The organism is Nostoc sp. 'Lobaria pulmonaria (5183) cyanobiont' (assembly GCF_002949795.1).
GTDB lineage: Bacteria > Cyanobacteriota > Cyanobacteriia > Cyanobacteriales > Nostocaceae > Nostoc.
In genome coordinates this window covers 5360393-5385385 of the sequence record NZ_CP026692.1, presented here as the reverse complement: position 1 = coordinate 5385385, position 24993 = coordinate 5360393, and the positions used below count along the sequence as shown (strand labels likewise).

General features: G+C 42.7%; 22 protein-coding genes, 1 tRNA gene and 2 pseudogenes. 14 read left to right on the top strand and 11 right to left on the bottom strand.

Annotation, left to right across the window (positions count from 1 at the left end):
- Positions 1 to 203: 203 nt before the first annotated feature.
- Positions 204 to 1100, bottom strand: coding sequence for an acetylglutamate kinase (gene argB, locus NLP_RS23895; RefSeq protein WP_104908495.1), 897 nt, complete (start codon positions 1098 to 1100; stop codon positions 204 to 206).
- Between the two features lie 525 nt (positions 1101 to 1625).
- Between argB and NLP_RS23890 the strand changes: the two genes are divergently transcribed.
- A complete protein-coding gene (locus NLP_RS23890) occupies positions 1626 to 3326 on the top strand; it encodes a pentapeptide repeat-containing protein (protein ID WP_104908494.1) in 1701 nt (566 codons plus the stop codon).
- Between the two features lie 105 nt (positions 3327 to 3431).
- Positions 3432 to 4055 carry a Uma2 family endonuclease gene (locus NLP_RS23885; protein WP_104910009.1) on the top strand — a complete coding sequence of 208 codons (624 nt, stop codon included), beginning with the start codon at positions 3432 to 3434 and terminating at the stop codon, positions 4053 to 4055.
- Between the two features lie 11 nt (positions 4056 to 4066).
- Here NLP_RS23885 and NLP_RS36220 read toward each other — a convergent pair whose 3' ends face one another.
- From NLP_RS36220 to NLP_RS33515, 3 genes are all read right to left on the bottom strand, one after another.
- Positions 4067 to 4369, bottom strand: a complete 303-nt coding sequence (locus NLP_RS36220; RefSeq protein WP_104910008.1) for an element excision factor XisH family protein — start codon at positions 4367 to 4369, stop codon at positions 4067 to 4069.
- A gap of 20 nt (positions 4370 to 4389) precedes the next feature.
- Positions 4390 to 4935, bottom strand: a complete 546-nt coding sequence (locus NLP_RS23875) for a shikimate kinase (protein ID WP_104910007.1) — start codon at positions 4933 to 4935, stop codon at positions 4390 to 4392.
- An 893-nt stretch (positions 4936 to 5828) separates the two neighbouring features.
- Entirely contained in the window at positions 5829 to 5984 is a 156-nt protein-coding gene (locus NLP_RS33515) for a hypothetical protein (RefSeq protein WP_158680511.1), read from the bottom strand.
- Here NLP_RS33515 and NLP_RS23870 point away from each other — a divergent pair.
- Complete coding sequence (locus NLP_RS23870; protein WP_104908493.1) at positions 5983 to 6177, top strand: hypothetical protein; 195 nt, start codon at positions 5983 to 5985, stop codon at positions 6175 to 6177. The genes NLP_RS33515 and NLP_RS23870 overlap by 2 nt on opposite strands.
- 22 nt (positions 6178 to 6199) lie before the next feature.
- Here the strand turns inward: NLP_RS23870 and NLP_RS23865 are convergent, their stop codons facing one another.
- From NLP_RS23865 to NLP_RS23855, 3 genes are all read right to left on the bottom strand, one after another.
- Positions 6200 to 6898: a hypothetical protein gene (locus tag NLP_RS23865; RefSeq protein ID WP_104910006.1), complete on the bottom strand. Its 699-nt coding sequence runs from the start codon at positions 6896 to 6898 to the stop codon at positions 6200 to 6202.
- Positions 6899 to 7062: 164 nt separating this feature from the next.
- Positions 7063 to 7683, bottom strand: coding sequence for a flavin prenyltransferase UbiX (locus NLP_RS23860; RefSeq protein WP_104908492.1), 621 nt, complete (start codon positions 7681 to 7683; stop codon positions 7063 to 7065).
- Between the two features lie 17 nt (positions 7684 to 7700).
- On the bottom strand, positions 7701 to 10058 hold the full coding sequence (locus NLP_RS23855; protein ID WP_104908491.1) for a ribonuclease R family protein: 2358 nt from the start codon (positions 10056 to 10058) through the stop codon (positions 7701 to 7703).
- Between the two features lie 1027 nt (positions 10059 to 11085).
- Here NLP_RS23855 and NLP_RS23850 point away from each other — a divergent pair.
- On the top strand, positions 11086 to 11970 hold the full coding sequence (locus NLP_RS23850; protein ID WP_104908490.1) for a hypothetical protein: 885 nt from the start codon (positions 11086 to 11088) through the stop codon (positions 11968 to 11970).
- A gap of 73 nt (positions 11971 to 12043) precedes the next feature.
- On the top strand, positions 12044 to 12868 hold the full coding sequence (locus NLP_RS35145) for a hypothetical protein (protein WP_234017045.1): 825 nt from the start codon (positions 12044 to 12046) through the stop codon (positions 12866 to 12868).
- A gap of 142 nt (positions 12869 to 13010) precedes the next feature.
- Here NLP_RS35145 and clpP read toward each other — a convergent pair whose 3' ends face one another.
- On the bottom strand, positions 13011 to 13622 hold the full coding sequence (clpP, locus tag NLP_RS23840; protein ID WP_104908489.1) for an ATP-dependent Clp endopeptidase proteolytic subunit ClpP: 612 nt from the start codon (positions 13620 to 13622) through the stop codon (positions 13011 to 13013).
- A 478-nt stretch (positions 13623 to 14100) separates the two neighbouring features.
- Between clpP and NLP_RS33510 the strand changes: the two genes are divergently transcribed.
- The 5 genes and pseudogenes from NLP_RS33510 to NLP_RS23825 all read left to right on the top strand — a co-directional run.
- Positions 14101 to 14271, top strand: coding sequence for a hypothetical protein (locus NLP_RS33510; protein WP_158680510.1), 171 nt, complete (start codon positions 14101 to 14103; stop codon positions 14269 to 14271).
- Positions 14272 to 14815: 544 nt separating this feature from the next.
- On the top strand, positions 14816 to 16876 hold the full coding sequence (locus NLP_RS23835) for a thioredoxin domain-containing protein (RefSeq protein WP_104908488.1): 2061 nt from the start codon (positions 14816 to 14818) through the stop codon (positions 16874 to 16876).
- An 18-nt stretch (positions 16877 to 16894) separates the two neighbouring features.
- Positions 16895 to 17491 (top strand): molybdenum cofactor guanylyltransferase, encoded by a 597-nt coding sequence (locus NLP_RS23830; protein ID WP_104908487.1) that lies wholly within the window; start codon positions 16895 to 16897, stop codon positions 17489 to 17491.
- Positions 17492 to 17858: 367 nt separating this feature from the next.
- Positions 17859 to 17999 carry a hypothetical protein gene (locus tag NLP_RS33505; RefSeq protein ID WP_234017044.1) on the top strand — a complete coding sequence of 47 codons (141 nt, stop codon included), beginning with the start codon at positions 17859 to 17861 and terminating at the stop codon, positions 17997 to 17999.
- Positions 17986 to 18534, top strand: a pseudogene (locus NLP_RS23825) (histidine kinase dimerization/phosphoacceptor domain -containing protein); the annotation flags it as partial. The gene NLP_RS33505 and the pseudogene NLP_RS23825, both read left to right, overlap by 14 nt.
- Here the strand turns inward: NLP_RS23825 and trhO are convergent.
- Positions 18516 to 19433 carry an oxygen-dependent tRNA uridine(34) hydroxylase TrhO gene (gene trhO / locus NLP_RS23820; RefSeq protein ID WP_104908486.1) on the bottom strand — a complete coding sequence of 306 codons (918 nt, stop codon included), beginning with the start codon at positions 19431 to 19433 and terminating at the stop codon, positions 18516 to 18518. The pseudogene NLP_RS23825 and the gene trhO sit on opposite strands and share 19 nt — an antisense overlap.
- Positions 19434 to 19504: 71 nt before the next feature.
- Between trhO and NLP_RS23815 the strand changes: the two genes are divergently transcribed.
- The 3 genes from NLP_RS23815 to NLP_RS23805 all read left to right on the top strand — a co-directional run bounded on the left by NLP_RS23815 (position 19505) and on the right by NLP_RS23805 (position 21874).
- A tRNA-Ala gene (locus NLP_RS23815) sits at positions 19505 to 19577 on the top strand.
- Positions 19578 to 19854: 277 nt separating this feature from the next.
- The gene (locus tag NLP_RS23810) at positions 19855 to 20301 is read left to right on the top strand and encodes a DUF2127 domain-containing protein (RefSeq protein ID WP_104910005.1); all 447 of its coding nucleotides are present in this window, start codon (positions 19855 to 19857) and stop codon (positions 20299 to 20301) included.
- A gap of 166 nt (positions 20302 to 20467) precedes the next feature.
- Positions 20468 to 21874 (top strand): lysophospholipid acyltransferase family protein, encoded by a 1407-nt coding sequence (locus tag NLP_RS23805; RefSeq protein WP_104908485.1) that lies wholly within the window; start codon positions 20468 to 20470, stop codon positions 21872 to 21874.
- An 8-nt stretch (positions 21875 to 21882) separates the two neighbouring features.
- On the opposite strand, the pseudogene NLP_RS23800 reads toward NLP_RS23805, so the two are convergent.
- Together NLP_RS23800 and NLP_RS23790 are read right to left on the bottom strand one after the other, a co-directional pair.
- A pseudogene (locus tag NLP_RS23800) lies at positions 21883 to 22893 on the bottom strand (sulfate ABC transporter substrate-binding protein).
- Positions 22894 to 23377: 484 nt separating this feature from the next.
- Positions 23378 to 24361 (bottom strand): AraC family transcriptional regulator, encoded by a 984-nt coding sequence (locus tag NLP_RS23790; protein ID WP_104908484.1) that lies wholly within the window; start codon positions 24359 to 24361, stop codon positions 23378 to 23380.
- Positions 24362 to 24543: 182 nt separating this feature from the next.
- Here NLP_RS23790 and NLP_RS23785 point away from each other — a divergent pair, with 182 nt between their 5' ends.
- Positions 24544 to 24981 (top strand): (R)-mandelonitrile lyase, encoded by a 438-nt coding sequence (locus tag NLP_RS23785; protein ID WP_234017043.1) that lies wholly within the window; start codon positions 24544 to 24546, stop codon positions 24979 to 24981.
- Positions 24982 to 24993: the final 12 nt, after the last annotated feature.

The following is a 24993-nucleotide window of genomic DNA, read 5'->3' as shown; positions in this document are numbered from 1 at the left end:
ACTCATCCACGAGTATCAAAGACTCATCCACGAGTATCAAAGACTCGTCCACGAGTATCAAAGACTCATCCACGAGTATCAAAGACTCGTCCACGAGTATCAAAGACTCGTTCGCGAGTAAAAAACGAATTTTAATTTACACAAAATTACAGTTACAAATCATTCTCCCCTGCTCCCCTGCCCTTCCCCTCCCTGATCTTCCTCTACGAAGTAAACTGCGAACCCAGAATCATTGTCCCAATTCCAACGTCAGTAAAGATTTCTAGTAACAGAGCGTGAGGAATGCGACCATCGATGATGTGTGCTGCACGAACACCTTGAGCAAGCGATCGCACACAACAATTCACTTTGGGAATCATCCCACCGCTGACTATACCATTAGCAATCAACTCGCGGGCTTCGCGGATATCTACTTTTGGAATCAAAGTAGATTGGTCTTTGTAATCTTTTAAAATTCCACTGGTGTCGGTCAGTAGAATTAACTTTTCTGCCCCTAATGCTGCGGCGATTTCTCCCGCTACAGTATCAGCGTTAATGTTATAAGCTTGCCCTGTCTCGTCTGCGGCGACGCTGGATACCACCGGAATATAGCCATTGCTAGCGAGGGTGTCCAAAATCTTGATATTCACATTGCTGACTTCCCCCACAAAGCCGATGCCTTCTTGACCTTGGGAACGGGCTGTAAATAGATTACCGTCTTTACCGCAAAGTCCTACAGCCAATCCACCAGCTTGGTTAATCAGGGAGACAATTTCTTTATTAACTCGACCAACTAAAACCATTTCCACCACATCCATTGTGTCGGCATCAGTGACTCGCAGACCATTCTTAAATTGTGGTTCGATGCCCAGCTTATCTAACCAACTGTTAATTTCTGGGCCACCGCCGTGGACTACAATCGGACGCAAGCCCACGCAGGATAAGAATACAATGTCGCGGATAACTTTGTCTTTTAGTGTGCTATCTTTCATCGCTGCGCCACCGTATTTGACAACAACAGTGCGACCGGCGAATTGTTGAATATAAGGTAGTGCTTCGCTTAGTACACGCACACGAGTGGCTTCAGTTTGCCTGATGTATTCAGAATCGTTGACCGTCATGAGGAGCCTAACAGAGAGAGTTAAAACCTATTTCAGTCAGTGTAGAAGACTTTGTAACTCCTCACAATCTCTGCTGCCAAAGTCGAGTATGTTTGTACTGATCAGCCATAGCTGTTTGGTTCGTCTCAGAAATGTGGAAATCTATAAAAGAAGGACTAGCAACCAGAATCGAAAATTGTCAGGAGAAATATGGATACACCGATTCTTGATCGGGAATACGCCTTGCATACAATTAGCTTCAGCTTGCCTGACTATTCAGAACCGTTGACCGTCATGAGGAGCCTAATAGAGAGAGTTAAAACCTATTTCAGTCAGTGTAGAAGACTTTGTAATTCGTCACAATCTCTGATGCCAAAGTTGAGTATGTTTGTACTAAAATGACTTTAGCAATCTGGCTGAATTTGTAAAAATATGGTTGCTATGGTTGCTTGTTGTGTAGATAACACAGCAATAACAGTAATGGTGGCAGTATCTCTTTTACAAGGAGATATTGTTAGTGGTGTTAAGAAGCGCTTTATTTGATTTATGGATATTAAAGAATTACTCAGACAGTATGCCTCTGGGGAAAGAAATTTTATTGGCATTAGTTTAAAGAATGCTAACTTAATAGGTATTAACTTGAGCGGAGCTAATTTAAGCAACTCTAATTTAAGATATGCCGAGTTACACGGGGCTAATCTTCAACGAGTTATTCTTAAAGGAGTTGATTTAGAGGGAGCAAACTTACGCTATGTAATGCTAGATGAAGCAGATTTGAGTAATGCCGATTTAACTGAGTGTAATTTCCAATATGCCAGCTTAAAAGGGGCAAAATTAGCAACCTGCAAAATATTGGAAAGCAGTTTAGAAGGTGCAAATCTAGAAGGCGCAAATTTAGAAAATGCAGACATAGTTGATACAAGTTTAAAGGATACAAATCTCACAAACGCTAATTTAAGTAATGCTGAGATTGTGGAAACAAGTGGTTCCCCAGAATTTAGTGGCGCTATTTTGTGCAACACGATTATGCCAAGTGGTCATGTTTACACCGACAATTGTAATCCTGATGCAATTAAAAATATTTTGTTGCAACGTTACGCATTAGGAGAACGAGATTTTACAAACAATTTCAGTTATGTTGAATTAAGTCTTTCTGATTTGCGAGGAGCCGATTTAAGTAGTGTACAGCTTCCTGGTATAAAACTATGGAATGATCTTTTAGAAGGCGTAAATCTAAGTAATGCAAATTTGAGTGGTGCTTGGTTAATTGAAATTTTTTTCCAAAATGCCAATTTAGAAGGTATTAATCTTGAAGAAAGCAAATTGAGTAGCTCATCTTTTAAATCAACTAATTTAAGAAGATCAAACTTCAAAGGTGCTAGATTGGACGTGGGTGAACATGGTTGTGTTTTGACAGATTTAACAGATGCGGACTTCACAGAAGCTGATTTAAGTAATGCCAATTTAGCAGGAGCTATAGTCAGTAAAGCTAATTTTACTAGAGCTAACTTAATAAATGCAAATCTAAGTAAAACTGATTTGATGCGTGCCAATTTCAGCGAAGCCAACTTAACTGGAGTTAACTTAAGTGAAGCCGTTTACTGTTCAGAAACAATTTTTCCTGCAAATGTTGATTTATCTCAAGCTATCTCAATTACCTCTGGAGTAAATTTGTCTGGACATCACAAATATCTTTTATCTTGCAGAGATTTACACTCTCTTGATTTAAGTAGAGCTAACTTAAGCGGTCTTTACATGAATGATGTAAATTTGAGTGGCGCAAATCTTAATGAATCTAATCTTAGCAATACTCGTTTAAGTTATGCCAATTTAAAAGGTGCAAGTTTAATAGGTGCTAACCTTAGTAAGGCTTATTTAGGTGGTGCTAATTTAAGTAATGCTGATCTTAGCTATAGCATCATGACTAATACCAATTTAGTAGGATCATTTTATAATTCGGAAACTATTTTTCCTAATGGTAGTGATTTATCAAAAGCTATATATCTTGATTCAGGCGCAAATCTATCTAATATCTTTTTCACAAAAATTAATTTAAGTAGAGTTAATTTATCTAACACAAACTTAAGTAATTCAATTTTAAAGTATATTGACCTAAGTTATGCAAACCTTAATAATGCTAATCTAACTAATGCCAATTTGGAAGGCGCGATTTTAGATGGTGCAAATCTGGAAGGAGCAATATTCAGTACAACTATTATGCCTGATGGTAGTGTTCGGAATAACTGATACTAAATAAATCACTGTTGCCAGATTACCCGACATAACAAGCAAGCGATCGCTCCTTCAAACCTCTAAAATTGAAATCATTCGGCTAGAAGCTAGGGAATGAAAATGACCACGCTGCTAATTCAAACTGAAAGCACACCCCTTACGGTAAATTTCCCCTCCCTTGTGCAGATGACAAATGAGCAGTTCTACGAATTCTGCCAAGCCAATGGAGATTTGCGAATCGAGCGTACTGCCAATGGGGAAGTCATCATCATGCCTCCAGCTTTTTCAGATACGGGGAACCGTAACTTTAACATTGCTGCACAGCTGGGGAATTGGACTGAACAAGATGGCACTGGCATAGGCTTTGACTCCAGTGCAGGTTTTACACTACCCAATGGAGCAATGCGTTCCCCTGATGCTTCTTGGATTGAACTGGAGCGCTGGAACGCCTTAACAGATGCACAAAAAGCCTCATTTGCACCAATTTGTCCCAGCTTTGTGATTGAGTTACGTTCTTCGAGCGTAGGCGTAGCCCGTCGTAGACATCGCCTGATAAAATTACAAGAGAAAATGCAGGAGTACATCGATAATGGTGCATCACTAGGCTGGTTAATTGATCGGCAGAATCGAAAAATCTACATTTACCGTCCGAATCGAGAAGTTGAAATTTTGGATAATCCCGAAGCAGTTACAGGTAATCCAGAATTACCAGGGTTTATCCTGCGGATGGGCAAAATTTGGTAATTTGAGTTTTTTTAATGAGAAACTTGTGTTTTGAGAACGTTATAAATTGCCTCAAGTATTCGCTGGGCAACGTCTTGGGGTGTGTCTCCCTCTCGCTCGATGATGTGCAAATTGGCTTGAGAGTAAAGTGGTGTTCGTTGTTCGAGGAGCGATCGCATTACGCTATTTTCTGCGGCAATTATTTTCTCTGCGCCTAAATCAATTTGGAAGTTGACTTGCCCAAATTTAAATTTGAATCGATCGCTCGTAATTGTCCATTGTTCTTTTTGCAAAGCTTGTTTAACTGATTCATGAAAAATATCTTTTGCAGACACAGTTAGCTCAATCTTCCCCATTAATGAGAAACAGATTTTTTCAGCACACTAGGAATTGCCTCAAGTACTCGCTGGGCAACGTCTTCAGGTGTATCTCCCTCTCGCTCGGTGATGTGTAAATCGGCTTGGGAGTAAAGTGGTGTTCGTTGTTCGAGGAGCGATCGCAACTTAGCTTTAGGATCGGCATCTTGCAGTAGCGGTCTTGTGGTATCCTCAGCTAAACGGCTGTAAATTATCTCCACTGGCGTATCTAGCCACACTATCAAACCGTGGTGCAAGTAACCCCAATTTTCTTGCCGCAGTACAATGCCCCCACCAGTTGCTATAGTCAACTTTGTAAAAGCACAAACTTGTGAAAGTACGTCGCTTTCTAACTGACGAAACCCGGCTTCACCAACTTGTGCAAATAACTGATTGATAGATTTACCCGTGGCTCGGACAATGACATCATCGGTATCTACAAACCCATAACCCAGTTCCTTTGCTAGTAAGCGCCCTACTGTCGTCTTACCAACGCCCATAATACCAATTAAGTACAGGTTGACTCCTTGTAATAAGCTGCTCACCAGTTGTTTCGCTCCAATTATAAGTTCTGAGTGCTGAGTCACAGTTTTAAATTATAAACAACTAAGTGGGCGCTAAAAAACACAACTAAATTAAAAAGAGTAAAGGGGTAAGAGGATAAGGGAAAAACCTTTAACCTTTTCCCCTTACCCATACAAAATTTTATATAGTTCGGTTTGATTATGCCTACCTACTTATCACTGCTGGGGAAAAAAATATCATCGCTAGCTTTATAAGGTGTTTAAATCCACAAAGGTATCTCGCTTCATTTGGAGCAAGATACCTTTGTAGATATCAAACTTGCTTATAATTTTTTTAACTTCCAATTATTTTTAAAACCTTCAAATTCATCTTCTAATTAAGTAGGTTGGGTTGAGGAGCGTAGACCCGTTGGCGTTCGCGTTAGCGTCTCTGAAAGAGATGCCTCTCGTAGAGAAGGGGCTGACCGCAAGGTAAACCAACATTTCTTTAGCTTTGTTGGGTTACGCTTTGCGTAACCCAACCTACAATTTTTCTTAACTGAACTGTATAGCCTTCAAATTCATCTTCTATTTAAGAGGAATTAACTGCTGTTATTACCGTTATTAATGGTATCTAAAGTAACTTAGGCAATCAATTAACGATTCTTCTATCAAATATACCATCAGTAATAACTAATGAATTTCTTACGAATGTAGTGATTTTCCTGAAGTAACTAGGTAATTGCTGTATAGCGATCGCTATGCTTAACCAGAAAATTAAAGTAGCTTGTTTGAAACTTTATCCAAACAATATCTGTCTATCCAAATAATCAGGGTTTTTACTCCGATGAGGAATTTTAAGTATATACAATACTGTGTTTCTACCAGCACATAATGATTATTCTAAAAATTCAGTTATAACAAGACCTGCTCAATTAAATGTTTCTGATAAAGGTGTAAATAATGACTGATTTACCGCGATCGCCCAAAAAAGCTTGCAAAGAAATTGAAGTTTCGACACAAAGACTACTGCATATTCCACCCCAATAAGCCTGAATGAATAAATATTGTATGAATGAGGTGTCAACCATGACTCGAATTCGTGACGTTGTAGAAAAAGCTTTAGTAACCGGCTATTTAACTGTTGAAGCTGAAGATCAACTACGACAACTGTTGACTACCCGATATGACTTGGAAGATTTTAATGCTTTCATGACTTTGCAGGAAGCTGCCATGACTGGTAAGGTCAAGCAGGAGTCAAGAGAACGGTGTGGCATTAAATAGAGATGTAGCCTGCTACTACATCTCACCGACGGGGGCGTTTACCATCATCTTCAAAATCATCATCATCCTCAAAAAATTCCCAATCATCATCATCTGCTTGATTGGTAGTTGGCGGCTGGTAAGGGGGGATAATTACCCGGTAATCAGCATCGTAAATTGATTCAGTTTTTCCCGCGGCAGTATTTTTTGGCTCGCGGTAGCTGTAAGAGTAAACTGAACCAGACCGAGAACTGCTTTTGGCTTCTGATTGACGTTCGTAAGTTGTTGAGTCTCTAGGCTGTTGAGCTTGAGAATTAGGAGTAGGTGCTGATGACTGTTCATCAAAGTTCCAATCATCATCTTTACTGCTATTTGTCTCCCAATCATCAAATACCTCACTGCTAGACTCTTCATTTTTACTAGCTGGTGGTGGAGAACTGGTAGGGCGAGATGTAAATTCTTCTCTTTGGGTTGTTTTGGCACGACTTGAAGGGGTGGTTGCTCTGTTAGGAGTTTGACGTTGTCCTGCCACAAAATAATTAGATAAATTAAATAAGGTAGCAATCAATATCGATGTGAAAGCACCAGTGGCAGTACTGAACAAAATCCATATCGCTAGTGGTAATGGTTGAGTTCGTACCCCCAAAAATACTAGCGATAGGGCAGGTGAGAAATTTTGGACTAATAACAGCGTTAGTCCTCCCAGTACTGCCACCAATAGAATTAAGCGAATTACAGCCATAAAAAAGGTAAAAGGTAAAAGGTAGAAGGCAAAAGGCAAAAGGCAAAAAGCAAAAGGCAAAAAGCAAAAGTAACTCTATCTTTCTTTTACCCTTCGGGTTCACCACTTGCTTTATGCAGGTGTTCCCGTCCACCGCAGTGGCTCACCTTTTTACTTTTACCTTTTTACTTCCTTCCTTGCCACCGCTGAATTGGGATGCAGTCAATATCTAGTTGATCTAAAGCACGGGCAACTACAAAATCAACTAAATCCTCAATGGTTTGGGGATTGTGATACCAAGCGGGAATAGCGGGGACAACTCTCACTCCAACTTCTGCTAAAGAGGTTAAGTTACGTAGGTGGATGAGACTAAAAGGGGTTTCACGCGGGACAATAACTAGCTTTCGCCCTTCTTTGAGTTGGACATCCGCTGCTCGTTCTAGTAAATCGGAACTCAAGCCAACCGCTAGCTTTGCCACTGTACTCATGCTGCATGGAATAATCATCATCCCCAGAGTGGCAAAGGAACCACTGGCAATTCCGGCTCCAACATCGCTCCAAGGATGACAGCGGAGTTTACCCAAAAGTGCAACACCAGCTTGCTCTCGCCAGAATTGTTCTTGCCCGGTTGGTTCTGATGGCATCCGAATTTCCTGTTCTGACTGCCAAACCATGTAAGTTGATTTAGAGGCAACCAACTCAATACTATACTCCGCTTCTAGCAAAAATTTGATCGCGCGAACAGCGTAAATCAGACCAGATGCGCCCGATACGCCTAAAATTAAAGGTTTAGTGTGATTTGACACGTAAGTTGTAGTGGATTTTACTCGTCCTCAGAGTAAGAGTCTAGGTCATCAGGTTCCATGTCATTTGGTAAGTAGAGGTCTGAAAGGTCTTCTTCACGGGAATCATTGCCAGTTAAACCTTTGGCGACGCCATCGCTGCCGACTGTTACCAAATCAATTTGCTGACGGTAGTAATCGACACTTTTAACTTGGACGGCAACGCGATCGCCTAATCTGTAAGAAGCGCGATTTTTGCGCCCAAACAGTGCTTGTTGTCTGGCGCGATATTCATACCAATCATCTTTGAGAGAACTGACGTGTACCAATCCTTCTACCCTCAAAGGCACACCAGGATTACTGCTAGACTCCACCTCAGCCGCAGGTACTTCAATTTCCACAAAGAAACCGTAGGATTGAACCCCAGTAATCACACCTTGAAATACCTGACCGATGCGTTGCTTCATCAGTTGGGCTTTTTGCAGTCCAGCTAAATCGGCTTCGGCTTCTTGGACTTCTTTTTCTCGGTCGTTGATTTGGACAATTACCCTAGTCAAATCGCTTTGCAGTTCTTGTTGCAATTCTGGGGGTAAAACGTTCCAGTTAATTTCCTCGTGGCTGGAGGAGTGGCGTAGATTAACGCGCTCTCTAACACGGGTATTGCGGCGATCGCGTCCGTTTTCGAGTAGCGCGTAATACACTCTTTGCATCAGCAAATCTGGGAAACGCCGCAAGGGAGCGCTAAAATGGACATATTGCGGTAGTGCCAGACCAAAGTGAGATCCTTTGGTGGTACTGTATGCAGACGGCTTAAGGGTATCTTGTAATAAGTAAGTAAGAACTTGCTCAGAGGGAGATTCAGCAAAAGCTGTGGTCAAATGTTGGTAATCTAAGGGTTGGATATCGACTTCTGGATCTAATGTGAGGTCAACGCCTAAATTGACTGCCAATTTCAGCATTTCCTGGACATCTTCAACATCAGGAGTACCTTGAACTCGCCAGATTGCGGGAACACCAAGGGCATTTAAGTGAGTTGCAAACAGTTGATTAACTAACAGCACCAACTCCGTGAGTAGCGATCGCACTGGTAAATCATTCACCACCACAGCGCCGAGAATTCCCTCATCATAATAGGCGTTTTGGCTAGGTGGCAGATTCAACTGGAGGCTACCACGAGTCAAGCGTACCTGTTTTACCGCTGTTTGCAAGACTTGGAGGTCTTGCAGTATTTGGGAAACCTGTGATGATTTATCTTCAGCTTCACCTGTGAGAATTGCTTGGGCAAGTTCAGTAGTCAGTGCAGTTTCGACATTGATTACACTGGGTTGAATTTCCCATTCCAGCACTTCTCCCGATTGGGGATCGATGGTAATTAAAAAAGAGATGGTTAAGCGATCGCTCCCAGCTACTAAAGAACAGCGTTCTGCCACAGTTGGGGGCAAGATTGGCAACACCAATTCTCCTAGATAGACTGATTTACCCCGTTTGAGTGCTTCTCTATCTAAGGCTTCGTCAGGTTGGACATAGTGAGAAACATCGGTGATATGAACGCCCAAAAGCCAATTTCCGGCTAAGTTTTTTTCTAAACTAAAAGCGTTTTCTATAACTTTAGTATCGCTATTTACCCCTTCAATCGTGAGAGTAAACAAATTACGCAAATCCAGCCGATTTTTCAGGTCTGCTTTCAGCAGCTTTTTGGGCAACCTGGCGGCTGCTTCTAGAACATTATCTGGAAAAGTCCGGGAAAGGTCGTGTTTGCACGTAACTAAATCTATATCAGCAGCAGCTTCGGCATCGCTACCGAGGATTTGCACCACTCGACCAAGGGGAGGATATTGTGCCAACGGGTAACGCAAAACTTCCACATGAACCAGATGATCGATCGCTTCTTCTAACTTGGCCCCGTTAGGTTGAATCTTGAGTTCAAACAGCAATCGATCGTCTAAAGGCACAGCCCGAAAACCAGTTTCTACTTGCTTAATTCGTGCCAGTAAAGTGTGGTTAGAACGTTCCAGAATCAGCTTCACCTCCCCTTCTGGAGAGCGACGGCGACTGCCTTCTTTAAGAACTCTCACCAAAACGCGATCGCCATTCCAAGCATTACTCAGATGACTTTCGCGGATGTAAATATCCTCGGCTCCTTCCACATCTTGAATAGCAAAGCAAAAGCCTTTACTAGAACAACGGAGTTTTGCCTCGATTATTCCCTCTTCTGAGACACGGCGGTACTTGCCCCGTTCCTTCACTAAAATACCGATTTTTTCCAGAACATCTAAGGCAATGTGAAGTTTTTGTAAACTTTTTTCATCTTCACAGCCAAGTTTCTTTTCTAAAACCTTCCGAGCTACCAATTTATCATCGGTGAAATTGGCAAGGAGTGTAGCGATTGAAAATTCCATGCAGTGAACCGACCTTTGGTCAAAACATCATTTGTTGTTTAATCTGGTTCTTTCCTGTATATCCTCACGGCTTACAGAAACAAGCTGGAAACTAATTGCCCTGAAGCAAGACTTCCTAAGTTCTAAGGAAAGGAAGCCCGACCCAGTAAGAGCGGGAAACTACTCTTGCAGTTCCTTTGCAAAGAAGCCCACCCACAGACAACTCTGGGCGTTTACGAACTTCTCACTGCACGGTGCTCTCAGAATTCGCCTGTGTTCAAGTCCCTTCACCTAACCAAACTTAAGATTGCACGCCTGATTAAAATTTAGCCCCGCTAGTTAATTACGCGACGGGTTTTTGAGAAGTTGGGTTTAGAGAATCCATACTGCCCAAAAGCGCTATGCAGGGGAGCCACTGCGGTCTTCTCCCTTGGCGTTAGCCTCTCCCTTTGGAGAAGGGGAGAGGCTAAAAGCAATGGGGTCTCCCCAAGTGGAGCAAGTGGCGTGGAAACTACAGGTGTTTGATTGTCTAGAGTGAAGGTAATTTTACGACATTAGACTCTGATTTTTAACTAGGCGGAACTGCCGTGAACCCAATTTTCCCACATGTAGAATCGGTAACAATTAGGTGAGCAGCTTAATAAGCAGTGAGGGCGAACCTTATCTCCATTATTGTAGATTTAGAGCGCACTTCCAGAAAATACTTCTAGATATCGACTTGGGTAATAAGTATAGCATTGCAAGCAAGACTACCCAGATAAGTTAGCACTGACCAAAAATTTCGTCAAAAAAGAGCTACTGCTACAATTGGGACACAAGGCAAAGCAAGAATATCACCTTGATGGCTCAGAGCAGAGAATTATACCTACTCATCGCCTGCCAAGAAACTGATGACACATAGTAAACAATTAAAAATGAATAAATGCAATATTGGCAGGCATCCTGGGTATCGAGTGGATGTAAATTAAAGTAAGGGCAGCTGATATCGCTTGAACATACAGGCAGTATCAACCCCGTTATTAAAAATATTTAGATTGGTAGCAATATTATGTTGGCTCAATTCCAGAGCTTGTATCCCAAAGCCAGTTTGATTTCTGAATTAGTGCAAATTTTTCAAGGAAAATATATTGTTCGGGCAAGCGTGCAAATTGAAGGTGTAACCCGTGCTACGGGTATGGCAGCAGCAGAAACAGTAGAAGCCGCAGAAGACCAAGCCAGAACCAGGGCGTTGATAGTTTTGGGTATTACAAACGCGCCACCAGAATCAGTAGCGTTGACTTCAAATCCAGTTTCTCCAGCACAGCTAAATCCTGAATTGAATACTAAAGGTAGATTGAGTGAGCCTGCTGCTTATTCCTCTGCAAAAGATGAGGATTTTGTTAGTAGTCAGTGGTCAGCAGTCAGCAACAAAGAAATATCTATACCGCCTTCCCAAGAACAGAACATCAAACCAGAAGTAGTAACAAGCAGTAACGAACAATACGGCTACAGCAATGCTGCGCCTCTAAACGATACCTATAGCCAGGATTTAGGTCAAAACTTTCCGATGACTGCCAACCGGGAGCTAGAATTCGATCCTCCAGTTGAAAACTTGGAAATAAACTTTGATAACCAGCCAGAAAATCAAAACTTTCCGGCAATTTCTGCCAACAATGTCACACCATTTACACCTCGGAGTTACAGCCCTCAAGAAAATGTTACTACCCCGGCAGTGACAGGAAAGAGAAAGAAAAAAGCTGAACCCGTGGATTTATCGGATGTAATTGCTAAAACAGATGTCGAACTTCAGCGTTTAGGTTGGACACCAGAACAGGGACGGGAACATCTGATTGAAACCTACGGTAAGCGCGGGCGGACTTTGCTGACTGAAGAAGAATTACACGGATTCCTCAAATACTTACAATCTCAGGCAGATCCAATAGCGGGATTTTGATTTGTCATTGGTCATTAGTCATTTGTAAGGACTAATGACTAATAACGTTGGCTCTTGAAACAGTGACGAAGCTATGGAAACTGGGAATTTTTCTGAAGTAATTGCTCAAACAGATGTTGAAATGCAGCGACTAGGGTGGACAATAGACCAGGGACGGGAACATCTCATAAAAAATTATGGGAAGCGATCGCGTTTTTTGCTAACCGATGAGCAATTGCATGAATTCCTGCAATACCTTGTATCTCAACCGACACCAACATTAGACGAAGTTCTAATTGCTAAAATTAATGTTGAAATCGAACGTTTATGGTGGACAGAAGAGGAGGCATGGGAACATCTCAAAAAAACCTATGGGAAGCGATCGCCTACCTTACTGACAAAAGTAGAATTACTAGACTTCTTGCAATACCTTGTATCTCTACCTACAGTAGAATCCCCCACGGATTTTGATGCGGAATATGAAGAGTTCCAAGATTTCTCTACATACTCAGAAGAATCAGACAAGGTAATTACTAGAATATCTTCTGAGGATTTATCTCAGATATTGGATAAGACCGATGTCCAAATGCAGCGTTTAGGGTTGACAACAGAACAGGGACGGAAGCATCTAATTAAAACTTATGGGAAGCGAGGGCGTACTTTGCTGACAGAAGCAGAATTACTAGACTTCCGGCAATACCTTGCATCCCTTGCATCTCAACCAACACCACCAGATTTGTCGGATGTAATTGCTAAAACAGATGTCGAAATCCAGCGCTTAGGCTGGACACCAGAACAGGGACGAGAACATCTGATTAAAGTCTACGGTAAGCGAGGGCGTACTTTGCTTACTGAAGAAGAATTACACGGATTCCTCAAATACTTACAATCTCAGCCAAACCCAATAGCGGGATTTTAGTTGGTCATTTGTCCAAATCGGTATTAAGTACTTGAGCAGACCATCCATTCCAAAAATAACCCCTCTTCATAAGTAAAGAGGGGTTATTTTTGCGGTTTAAGGAAATTAAAAGTGCTAAATCACCATTTACCAATCGTGACTATTAATTAAGAACAGCAACTGCTGGGCGACTACCAGCAGCGTGACGGTCAATCACTTGGTCAATCAAACCGTATTCCCTGGCTTCCTCTGGCGACATAAAAAAGTCACGCTCAGTATCTTCAGCAATCCGCTCAATTGGTTGACCTGTATGTTCGGCTAAATAGTCGTTTAGCCGCCGCTTATGGTAGAGAATTTCCCGCGCCTGAATTTCAATATCAGTCGCCTGTCCTTGAGCGCCACCTAAAGGTTGATGAATCATAATCCGAGAATGGGGTAGACTCATCCGCTTACCCTTAGCACCCGCGCTGAGGAGAAAAGCACCCATACTCGCCGCCAATCCGGTACAAATAGTACAGACATCAGGGCGAATATGTTTCATAGTGTCAAAAATACCCATACCAGCCGTCACCGAACCACCGGGAGAATTGATGTACATATAAATGTCTTTCTCCGGGTCTTCAGCATCCAAATACAGCAGTTGGGCAACAATCAAGTTGGCAATATTGTTATCAACTTGTTGTCCCAAAAAGATGATGCGCTCACGTAGCAGCCGTGAGTAGATGTCAAAGGCGCGTTCACCTCGACCCGATTGTTCAATAACGATAGGAATCATGGAAGCGTGTTTGTGGCTACTTTAAATACATTTTATCGGTGACAGCACGAAACTGGGGTTTATCTCTACTATTCCGAGGTAGATATAAGTAAATCTTGGCTATTCTGTCTGATTCAACAAAGGAGCAAAATGTGCTTTTGCAATAAATTCAACTTCTAAGGACACTTTTTAGCGACAAAAGCTGTCTAAGAGAATATCCCGGTTTAGAGAAGAATAAATCAAAAAACTTCAATTGTCGCCAATCTTATATCTCGGACTTTGCTGCACAACCTTGGCGATGTATTGATTAGACCGATAACCGAAATCCGACTTGCTTAGGGAATTATATTAACCATCAGTAACATTTTAAACATTTTTTTATGATTTCCTTCGGCATTTATTGAGTTATTTTTGTTAGATTCGGTTAATCGGGAGTACGAGGTGTATTTAGAATAACCAGTCGCAGTTGAAATGCTATCCACTCAGAGAGAGACGTGCCATGCTGGAAAAACTCATACAAGCCGCCATCATCACCTTCTTGCTCCATCTGATAGCAGGACTTAGCCCAAATACTTTAATGCAAACAAAGACAGCATCACCTATGCAGCAACCTATGCAGCAAGAAATGCCACCAAATATTGTTAGCTTGCTATTGCGACCTTTTCAATAAGAATGTTTCATAAGTTGCACAGGTGTAAGTAAGTCGGCGTACATAAACTCAATTATATAGATGATTACCTAGTAGTTAGCGCTGACTACAAAACTGCAATTTTTTACACTAACTTACTTAGGCAAGATTAAAAACAAAAGTATAATTCGCTCGTTGAGTTTCTTACTTACAGCAGTTTTCATGTATTTGAACCACACTTGTCGTAGGGGCGCAAGAACTTGCATTGGTGTCAACTTCAGAAAAAATCTGCTTTGAGAAGACGTTTGACCCTCATCCCCTAACCCCTTCTCCCAAGTTGGGAGAAGGGGAACTAGAGAATTTGCTCCCCTCTCCCAATTTTGGGAGAGGGGTTGGGGGTGAGGGTCAAACCTGGAAAGTTCGCCAAATCTAGCTTATAGGTTAAGTTGACACCAATGAAGGACTTGCGCCCCTACCGCGTGGTCTATTTACCTGAAAATAGCTGTAATGTACATAGCTGTCTAGGCTCACACTCCTGAGAACAGGGTAGACTGAGCAAAGAAGGCAAACTTACTTGCGTTTGATTATGACTAATCGCCTTGCTGAAGCTAAGAGCCTCTATCTCCGCAAACACGCCGAAAACCCAATTGATTGGTGGCCTTGGTGTGATGAAGCACTTGCAACTGCAAGGGCGCAAAATAAACCGATTTTTCTCTCCATTGGCTATTCTAGTTGCCACTGGTGTACTGTCATGGAAGGCGAAGCTTTTTCTGATATTGCGATCGCTGACTACATGAATACTAATTATCTTCCCATCAAAGTAGACAGGGAAGAAAGACCTGACCTCGATAGCATCTATATGCAAGCTTTGCAGATGATGAGCGGCCAAGGGGGTGGTTGGCCTTTAAATATTTTTCTTTCCCCAGAAGATTTAGTGCCGTTTTACGCTGGTACTTATTTCCCTGTAGACCCGCGCTATGGTCGTCCGGGATTTTTGCAGGTGTTGCAAGCGCTTCGCCGTTATTACGATACAGAAAAAGCGGACTTACAACAACGTAAAGCCTTAATTGTTGAGTCTCTGCTCACGTCTGCGGTGTTGCAAGATGGTACAACAGATGAGCTTGAAGACCATGAACTACTGAGCCAAGGTTGGGAAACCAGTACAGGCGTAATTACTCCTAATCAATCTGGCAATAGTTTTCCGATGATTCCCTACACAGAATTAGCACTGCGGGGAACTAGATTTAATTTTGAATCTCGCTATGATGGCAAGCAAGTTTGTACCCAACGAGGACTAGACTTAGCGCTGGGCGGCATTTACGATCATGTAGCTGGTGGTTTTCATCGCTATACTGTTGACCCGACTTGGACAGTACCCCACTTTGAAAAGATGCTCTATGACAATGGACAAATTGTCGAGTATCTGGCTTCTTTATGGAGTACAGGAGTACAAGAGCCAGCCTTTGAGAGGGCGGTTGCTGGAACTGTACAATGGCTGAAGCGGGAAATGACTGCGCCTGAAGGTTACTTCTATGCTGCTCAAGATGCCGATAGCTTCACTGAATCCACGGCGGTAGAACCAGAAGAAGGAGCCTTTTACGTCTGGAGTTACAGCGAATTACAACAACTGTTAACGCCTGAAGAATTAACCCAATTACAACAACAGTTTACGGTGACGCCTAACGGCAACTTTGAAGGACGTAATGTTTTGCAAAGAAGCCATTCAGATAAATTAAGTGCAACGCTAGAAACGTCATTGAGCAAGCTGTTTACCGCTCGTTATGGCGTTAATTCTGAGTCACTAGAAACTTTTCCTGCTGCTCGTAACAACCAGGAAGCAAAAACCACTAACTGGCCAGGTCGCATTCCCTCGGTGACAGATACGAAAATGATTGTCGCCTGGAATAGTTTGATGATTTCAGGGCTGGCTAGGGCTGCTGGGGTTTTCCAACAACCTTTGTACCTGGAATTAGCAGCACAAGCGGCGAATTTTATTTTGGAAAATCAGTTTGTCGGTGGGCGTTTCCAGAGACTCAACTATCAAGGAGAACCAACCGTTTTAGCGCAGTCTGAAGATTACGCTTTGTTTGTTAAAGCTCTCTTGGATTTACAAGCTTCCAACCCTGAGCATGAGCAATGGTTAGAAAATGCGATCGCTATCCAAGATGAATTTAACGAATTTCTCTGGAGTGTAGAATTAGGTGGTTATAATAACACATCAAGCGATTTTAGTCAAGATTTAATTGTTAGAGAGCGTAGTTACGCAGATAATGCGACACCATCAGCCAATGGAATTGCGATCGCAAACCTTGTCCGTCTGGCCCTACTCACCGATAATCTAGATTATTTGGATTTAGCGGAACTTGGTTTGAAAGCTTTTAGAAGTGTAATGCATCGCGCTCCCCAAGCTTGTCCCAGCTTGTTCACAGCTTTGGATTGGTATCGAAACTCTACTTTGATTCGCAGCACCACTGAGCAAATCAACGCTTTGATTCCCAAGTATTTACCGGCAGCTGTGTTTGCCATCACATCTGATTTTCCAGAGGGAAGCATTGGGTTAGTTTGCCAAGGTTTGAAGTGTCTTGCACCAGCAGAAAGTGTTGAGCATTTATTGCAGCAAGTGCAGAAAAGTCTAAATAGGGCATAGGGCATAGGGCATGGGGCAATGACGAGCCGAAGCAAATTAAGCGCGATTGTATTAGCCGGCGGTAAGAGTTCTCGGATGGGTCACGATAAAGCCTTGATTCCCATTCAAGCGGTACCATTGTTGCAGCGAGTTTGTGGGATTGCTCAAAGCTGCGCTGATACTGTTTATGTAGTAACTCCCTGGCCAGAACGCTATCAAGAATTATTTTTGCCTGGTTGTAAGTTTATTCAGGAAGTACCTTTATCTGGAGAATCTTTAGCTCACGGGCCTCTAGTTGGGTTTGCTCAAGGATTAGCCGAAGTAGAGACAGATTGGGTGCTGTTGCTAGCTTGCGATTTACCAAGATTGCGGGTTGAGGTGTTGCAAGATTGGGCAAGTAGACTTGATAGCGTGGGAGATAATGCGATCGCAGCTTTAGCTTGTCATCCAAAAGGCTGGGAACCTCTGTGTGGTTTCTATCGCCGTCGCTGTTTGCCACAACTCCTAGAGTTTATCAACCAAGGGGAGCGATCGTTTCAGCAGTGGCTTCGGCAATATCCGGTAGAAGTTTTGCCCTTAGCAGAACCAGAAATGCTGTTTAACTGTAATACACCAGAAGACTTGGCTTTAAGTTGAGTTAGGTAATGGGGACTTAATCGTGAACTGAACCTGCGGAAACTCTGGTAATAAAGTCATTTTTCGGCTGATTTGAATTTACCTCTATAGTTCAACACAGTTCAGATCAGCCCAAAACCCTAATGTAGAGACGCGATAAATCGCGTCTTGGTTATTTTAGATTTAAACTCATTAAAATTAGTAGATAATAAAAACTTTTATCACATAACCACTAATGCTATTTCCTGAAAATGAAAGCCAAAGGAGTTTTAATTTACTTTTCTCTAAAAATCCCAACCCTATGTGGGTATATAACTAGCATAATCTACAATTTTTAGATGTAAATGAAGCGGCTGTTGTTCACTACGGTTACTCACGAGAAGAGTTCTTGCAAATGCGAATAACTGACATTCGCCCTTCAGAAGATGTGCCTATCTTCCTTGAATATTTAGAACGAAAGCACTCTAACTTAGATTTTACTGGGCGATGGCGACATCAGCGAAAAGACGCACAGATTAGCGATCGCTAATATTTATGAAGCTGGACTAACTGATTGCCATATTCGCCTGTTAGAACAGTTTGAGGTGAAAGCAAATTTAGTTGTGCCCATTTTACTCGAAGTAAGCTCTCAAAACCCTGGCTCCCACATTTGGGGTTTACTGATTGCTCACCAATGCTCTGGTTTTCGTGAGTGGGAAGAAAATCAATTAGATTTGCTCGATCAAGTGACAGTCCAATTAGCGATCGCAATTCAACAATCCAGGATCTTAGAGCAAGCTCAAACTGAACTTGTTCAAAGACAAAAAGCTCAAATCAAGTTAAAAACTGCCTTAGCTGAAAAAGAAGTTCTTTTAAAAGAAGTTCATCATCGAGTTAAAAATAATTTGCAAATTGTCTCCAGTTTATGACAACTTCAGTCTCAAACACTCAAAGACCCGGAAATAATCAAAGTTCTTCGAGAGAGTCAAAATCGAATTGAGTCAATATCTCTAATTCACAAAAATTTATATACTTCTGCTAATATTGGACAAATTGATGTCGCTGACTATATCAGTAATTTAGCAGCTTTGTTACCAACTTGGGTTTGGTAGTGGCGCCATTTTTCCTGCTGACGCGCTCTTTTCTCCTCGGTAAGGCTATCGAAACAGTAGGGACAAGAGATACCTTGCTCATATTTGGGAGACCCTTTATCTTCCTCAGAAATCGGACGCCCACAACTGAAGCACCGCTCACAACTTCCTTCTTCTAATCCATGACTAACGGCTACCCGCTCATCAAAAACAAAACATTCTCCTTCCCATAAACTTTCTTGTGCTGGAACTTCCTGCAAATACTTAAGAATGCCGCCTTTGAGATGATAGACTTCTGCAAAGCCTTGGGCAAGCATGAAGGATGAAGCTTTTTCACAGCGAATGCCACCTGTACAAAACAGAGCAACCTTTTTGTGTTTAGTTGGGTCGAGATGGTGGCGCACATAATCGGGAAATTCGCGGAATGATTCAGTTTGGGGATTTTCTGCCCCTTGGAAAGTACCGATATTCACCTCATAATCATTGCGCGTGTCAATCACGGTTACTTCTGGATCGGCAATTAAATCATTCCATTCTTGGGGATTGACATAGATGCCAACTTGCTCATTTGGGTCGATTTCTGGCAACCCCAAAGTGACAATTTCTTGCTTCAACCGCACCTTCATCCGCTCAAAAGGTGGGGTTTCGGTATAGGACTCTTTAGATTCTAAGTCTGCTAGACGGGGGTCAGAACGCAGAAACCAGAGAACTGAGTCAATCGCCTGACGCGAACCGGCAATTGTACCGTTAATCCCTTCAAGTGCCAGCAAAATCGTCCCCTTGACACCTTGCGCTTGGCAGTAAGACAGCAGAGGATCTCGTTTCTCGGCAAAATCTGGCAGCTTAACAAATTTATACAGTGCTACGACAACTTGGATCTTTTCTGGCTTCATCCCTTTGGTAATAGAACAATATAAGTTACAATAACAACGGTAATCAAAGTTATCTACTATTTTAAGTTTATGGGGGTTTAGCTCAGTTGGTAGAGCGCCTGCTTTGCAAGCAGGATGTCAGCGGTTCGAGTCCGCTAACCTCCATTGGAAATGTTTGATTAAAATGTGCTATGCCTGGGGTTCTTGCTAGCCTACGCACATTTAAATTAATTAAAATCCCATTTATTATCAAATAATGGGGTTATTTCCCTTGTTAGGCAAGAGGTTTGGGGAGAGGAAAGTATGGTATTGCATCCATTGCACCGATTCAAAGCTGTACTTAGTTAGAGGAATCTCTGGATAAGGAGGTAAACTCTGATTTGATAGTACTAACGTATTTTGAATAGTTAAAAATTTGACTTATTTATACTTAGGGGGTTGTTTGGAAAAGCGTCCATTGGGGTTAGTGGCAATTGTTCTCTACAAATCATTTACCGCCTTGCTGCTTATAGTTACTTCGATCGCTTTATTATTGACATTAAAAAATTATCAAACTCTAGAAGCGTTTTCAGAAAATTATGTTTTAGAAGGTAAATCGGTAATTATTGATTGGCTTTTAAAGAAAGTTGTTAACTTAAATCCTAGAACTTTGGCATTTAGCGGTATCGGAACCGGAATTTATGCTATTGTTACTGCTACAGAAGCCGTTGGTTTATGGTACGAAAAGCGTTGGGCACATATTTTAGTATTGGGACTTGTCGGTATCAGTATTCCACCAGAGATTTATGAATTAATTCGGGGAATATCTCCGATTAAAACATTAGCTTTTGTGTTAAATTTAGCTGTATTTGGCTATTTATTCCGAAATTTTCCTAAACATCCAAACTAATTTTTGATTCGATACTTAGGGTCTATCGTGGAAAAGTTAAGGAGTGCTGAGGAACCAAAAGAGCGAAACGTAGTGATTAAAAAGCTTGACCACAAAAGGCTCAGGGTTTACGCAAAACCAAGACCCCACGTTGTACAATCGCTAGAAATACAATCTGGAGAGCGACTTGCCTAGATCGATTCAGTCTACTCAACCACCACTGAAATTTATTCCCCAACGGTTGAATCCGCTGGTACTCCAGATTTTTCGGTGGTTACTGCCGATCGCACTACGGTTTCGTACTCGCCCTTGGCTGCCGGCTGGGATTGTCAAGATTGAAGCCAAGAATGTTGAAGTATTAGCTGAACTATATCAACAATTTCAGGCTGGAAAAATTCGCTTTTTGTTGGCATTTCGCCACCCAGAGGTGGAAGATCCTCTCTGTATGCTGTATTTGCTTTCTCGGATTGTGCCACAAGTTGCTCGTCAAAAAGGTATTACACTAAAACCCCTGGTTCACAGCTATTTTCTTTATGACCGAGGTATGACAGTTTGGGCTGGAAAGTGGCTAGGTTGGCTGTTCTCTCTGCTGGGGGGTGTGCCCGTTCGTCGTGGTAGGCGACTAGATCGGCAAGCTATCCAAAATGCAAGGGAGTTGTTTGCTAATGGCGAACTTCCGATCGCAGTGGCACCGGAAGGCGGTACTAATGGTCATAGTGGCATTGTTAGCCCCTTAGAACCTGGTGTTGCTCAAATGGGGTTCTGGTGTGTAGAAGACTTAGAAAAAGCTAACCGTTCTGAGACTGTGATCGTTGTACCGATCGCCATCCAGTATCGCTACGTTGAGCCACCTTGGTCTAAGATAGATTGGCTATTGAGTAAGTTAGAAGCTGATAGTGGCTTGAAAGTTTTGGAAATTGATTCGGGCAATAGCGAAGAGATTTACTATCAACGCCTCTGTAGGTTAGCTGAATATCTGATTACCGAGATGGAAGAGTTTTATCGTCGCTTCTATCATCAAGATATCCCCAAAAGCATCTCAACTGATGAATCTGCTAGTGCTAATCAGGTATTAATTGCCCGACTTCATTGCTTACTGGATAAAGCTTTGCAAGTTACCGAGCAATATTTTGGAGTTCAAGCGCAGGGTAATTTTATTGACCGCTGTCGCCGTTTGGAAGAGGCTGGCTGGAGTTACATTTACCGAGACGATTTGCCAGATATCAATGCTTTACCACCCTTCAAACGCGGTTTGGCAGACTGGATTGCAGAAGAAGCCGACTTGCGAATGCGGCACATGCGGATAGTAGAAAGTTTTGTTGCAGTCACAGCTACTTATATTCAGGAACAACCAACGGCGGAACGGTTTGCAGAAACAGCTTTGCTTGTATTCGATATGCTTTCTCGAATTCAGGATACAACACTTCCGGGGCGACCTCGCTTAGGTTTGCGACAGACACAAATCACTGTGGGAGAGCCAATTTCAGTTACAGAACGCTTCAGAAATTGTCAGGGCGATCGCCAAGCATCTAGACAGGCCGTGAGCGATTTGACACAAGATTTGCAAATCGCTTTAGAGAAGATGATTAGATAACAGAAATTCTAAGACTTTTTCGCTCGAATTTTGTCAAAGATTGCACCTTCATCAAAGAATTTTTTCTGAATTTCGTCCCATCCTCCTAAATCTTGAGCTTTGAAGATCGTTTTAATTTTAGGAAATTTGCCTTCCGTTTCTTTTGTAACAGTCAGGTCAACAGGACGAAATCCTAATTTGGTAAATTCTCTTTGCGACTCTGCGGTGTAAAGAAATTTGATAAATGCTTCGGCAATCGCACGAGTACCATGTTTATCAACATTTTTGTCTACAACAGCAACAGGATTGTCGATGGAGATATTAATATCAGGCACAATATATGAGATTTTTTTACCATTTTTTGCTAGCAAAATCATCTCGTTTTCGTAGTTTAGCAGAACATCACCTTGATTATCGTTGAAGAATAGTTCAGTGGCATTTCGAGCCGTTTTAGGTAACAAAGGTGCATTGTTATAGACTTTGGAGGTAAAGTCTATTGCTTGATTTTCATTTTTGCCAGTTTCTGTTACAGAACCCCAGAGACTAAGAAAATTCCAGCGAGCACCGCCAGATGTTCTAGGATCAGGTGTAACCACATTTACGCCATCTCGTGCCAAATCTGCCCAAGTTTTGATATTTTTGGGATTACCTTCACGAATAGCGATGCCTGCGGCGGGCTACGCCTACGCGTCTAGAGATTTGGTAACAATTGCATCATTAGGCGCTTCTTTTTGCCACCCCGGTTGAATAAAACCTGTCTGAACAAGTTTATTAATATCAAGGGCAAGTGACAGGTGTACCACATCAGCTTCTTTACCGTCAATCACAGCAAGAGTTTGGGAACCCGACCCATCATAGCTTTGATTGAAAGTGACGTTTTGGTTATGTTCTTTCTTCCACTGTTCAATAAATTTAGGAATGATCTGCTGGTATGCGGCACTAGTAACTGAGTAAGAAACAAAGGTTAGTGTTACATCATTCTGGGAAACTGCACTAGTATTACCACTATTATTGATACCACGTGGAGAGCAGGCAGCCATTATTACACTCAAGCTAACTCCGACTACGAATAGAGACGCAACACCCAATAAAGAATATTTGTACAACCAATTTCGTATTAGTTGTACGCGCCACTGTCTTGTAATATGTAAAGCTTTAACAATATAAGTCTGAACTAATTCAGTCAAATATCTCCTTGATTTAAAAGTACGTTGCCCCTGGTTCATCAAATTTTTCCCTTAAATCTGCGGTAAAGCGATCTGGATACTGTAGTTAAGGGGCATTATAAAACAGTGGTTAAGGATAAATAACTTTTTATTAACCTAAATTTAAACAAATTATCACCGTACCGAAATCTGTGAGTAGAACCATAACTTTGCCGTTAGTGAAGCTGTAATGGGCACGATACACAATCTATTCAGCACTATCTAGGACACAAAAACATTCAGCATACGGTGCGGCTACACAGAGCGGTCTCCACAATGTTTTAGCGATTTCTGGCAAGATTAGAGCATCTTGAGGAGATCATATTGAACTAGCAGTCTCCCTAGCAGCTTCTCGCAGCCGTTCTACATCGCGCATCGGTGGTGCACCAAAGAGCCGCTTGTACTCCCGGTTGAAGTGCGAGGCATCGTCGTACCCCACTCGGTAGGCAGCACTGCTAGCGTCAAGGCTTTCCCCCAGCATCAGACGGCGAGCCTCCTGGAGCCGCAGTTGCTTCTGGAACTGCAAGGGACTCATTGCAGTGACAGACTTGAAGTGATGGTGAAAACCCGAAACACTCATTCCCATCTCTCGTGCGATGCTTTCAATCTTGATCGGCTCGTTAAAGTCTTTACGAAGTCGCGCGACGGCTCTGGCGATATGGTAGGTATAGCCACCCAGAACTGCAATATGACGGAGCCGATTACCTTGCTCTCCCATCAGGAGTCGGTAAATGATTTCCCGCTTAATCAGTGGTGCGAGAACATGAGCTTCAGCAGGGGAATCTAGAAGCCTGACGAGCCGCACCACAGCGTCCAACAGATTTGCATTCAACGGACTTACGTCAATCGCTTTCACATCAGCACGGCTACGCGATGAGGGATACCCTGCCTCGACCATCACTGAACCAACGAGGGTGGGGTCAAGATCGAGGCGAACGCTAAAGTACGGTTGCGCCTTGGACGCTTCCAGAATTTGGCTGACAATCGGCAGTTCAACCGTAGCAAGCAGATAATGCATCGGGTCGTACTGATAGCGATCGCTACCCAGAAGAACTTCTTTACTGCCCTGAGCGATCGCACAAAAGGCAGGGATAGAGACACTATGACAGGGTTCCGAAGGCGAGGAGGAGCGGTTGAAGTGCAATCCTCTGTGCGGCTCAATCGTCCCATCCTGACGAATCGCCTGTGCAATCCGCTCAGTCAGTTCGTCTCTGTTGGCTTGCGCTCTGTCTGCCTCGCGCTTTGCCTGCGGGTCATTCATTAAATCGATATCGGACTTTTCACTCGTTTTGGCAGCGTTCATTTCTAAATTTGCAGGATTGTACAACGATCTTAGACGATCGTTATATTCCTTATTCTTCAGGATTCTTAGAATGAAGCTAAAGCAGCGAAAAATGATTTTGGCTTCTTGTAAGCATTCTAGATTTTTATTTAAGAGAAAACTCAGTTTTGATTGGGCAAGAGACTTGCCTACTAGCCATCGAAATGGCATCAAGTGAAGGAATTAAGAAAATGGACATTAAAAGAAGTGGCTCACAGCCTTCCGCCAAAGGGCAGGCTGAGTATTTTACCGGCACTGTCCGCGTTGACCCCCTGTTCGAGGCACACGATCCAGCACGCACGTCTGGAGCCAGTGTCACATTTGAGCCTGGTGCTCGGACAGCATGGCACACTCACGCGTTGGGACAAACCTTAATCGTGACGGCTGGCTGTGGCCTCGTACAACGCTGGGACGGCTCGATCGAGGAAATTCGACCGGGAGACGCGATCTGGATCTCGCCGGGTGAGAAGCATTGGCACGGTGCTACAGCAACCACGTCCATGACGCACATCGCCATTCAGGAATGGCTCGACGGCAAGCCCGTGGACTGGCTGGAAAAGGTCAGCGACGAACAATACCAGACGCCAAAAGTAGACAAATAGGAGCATCAATTT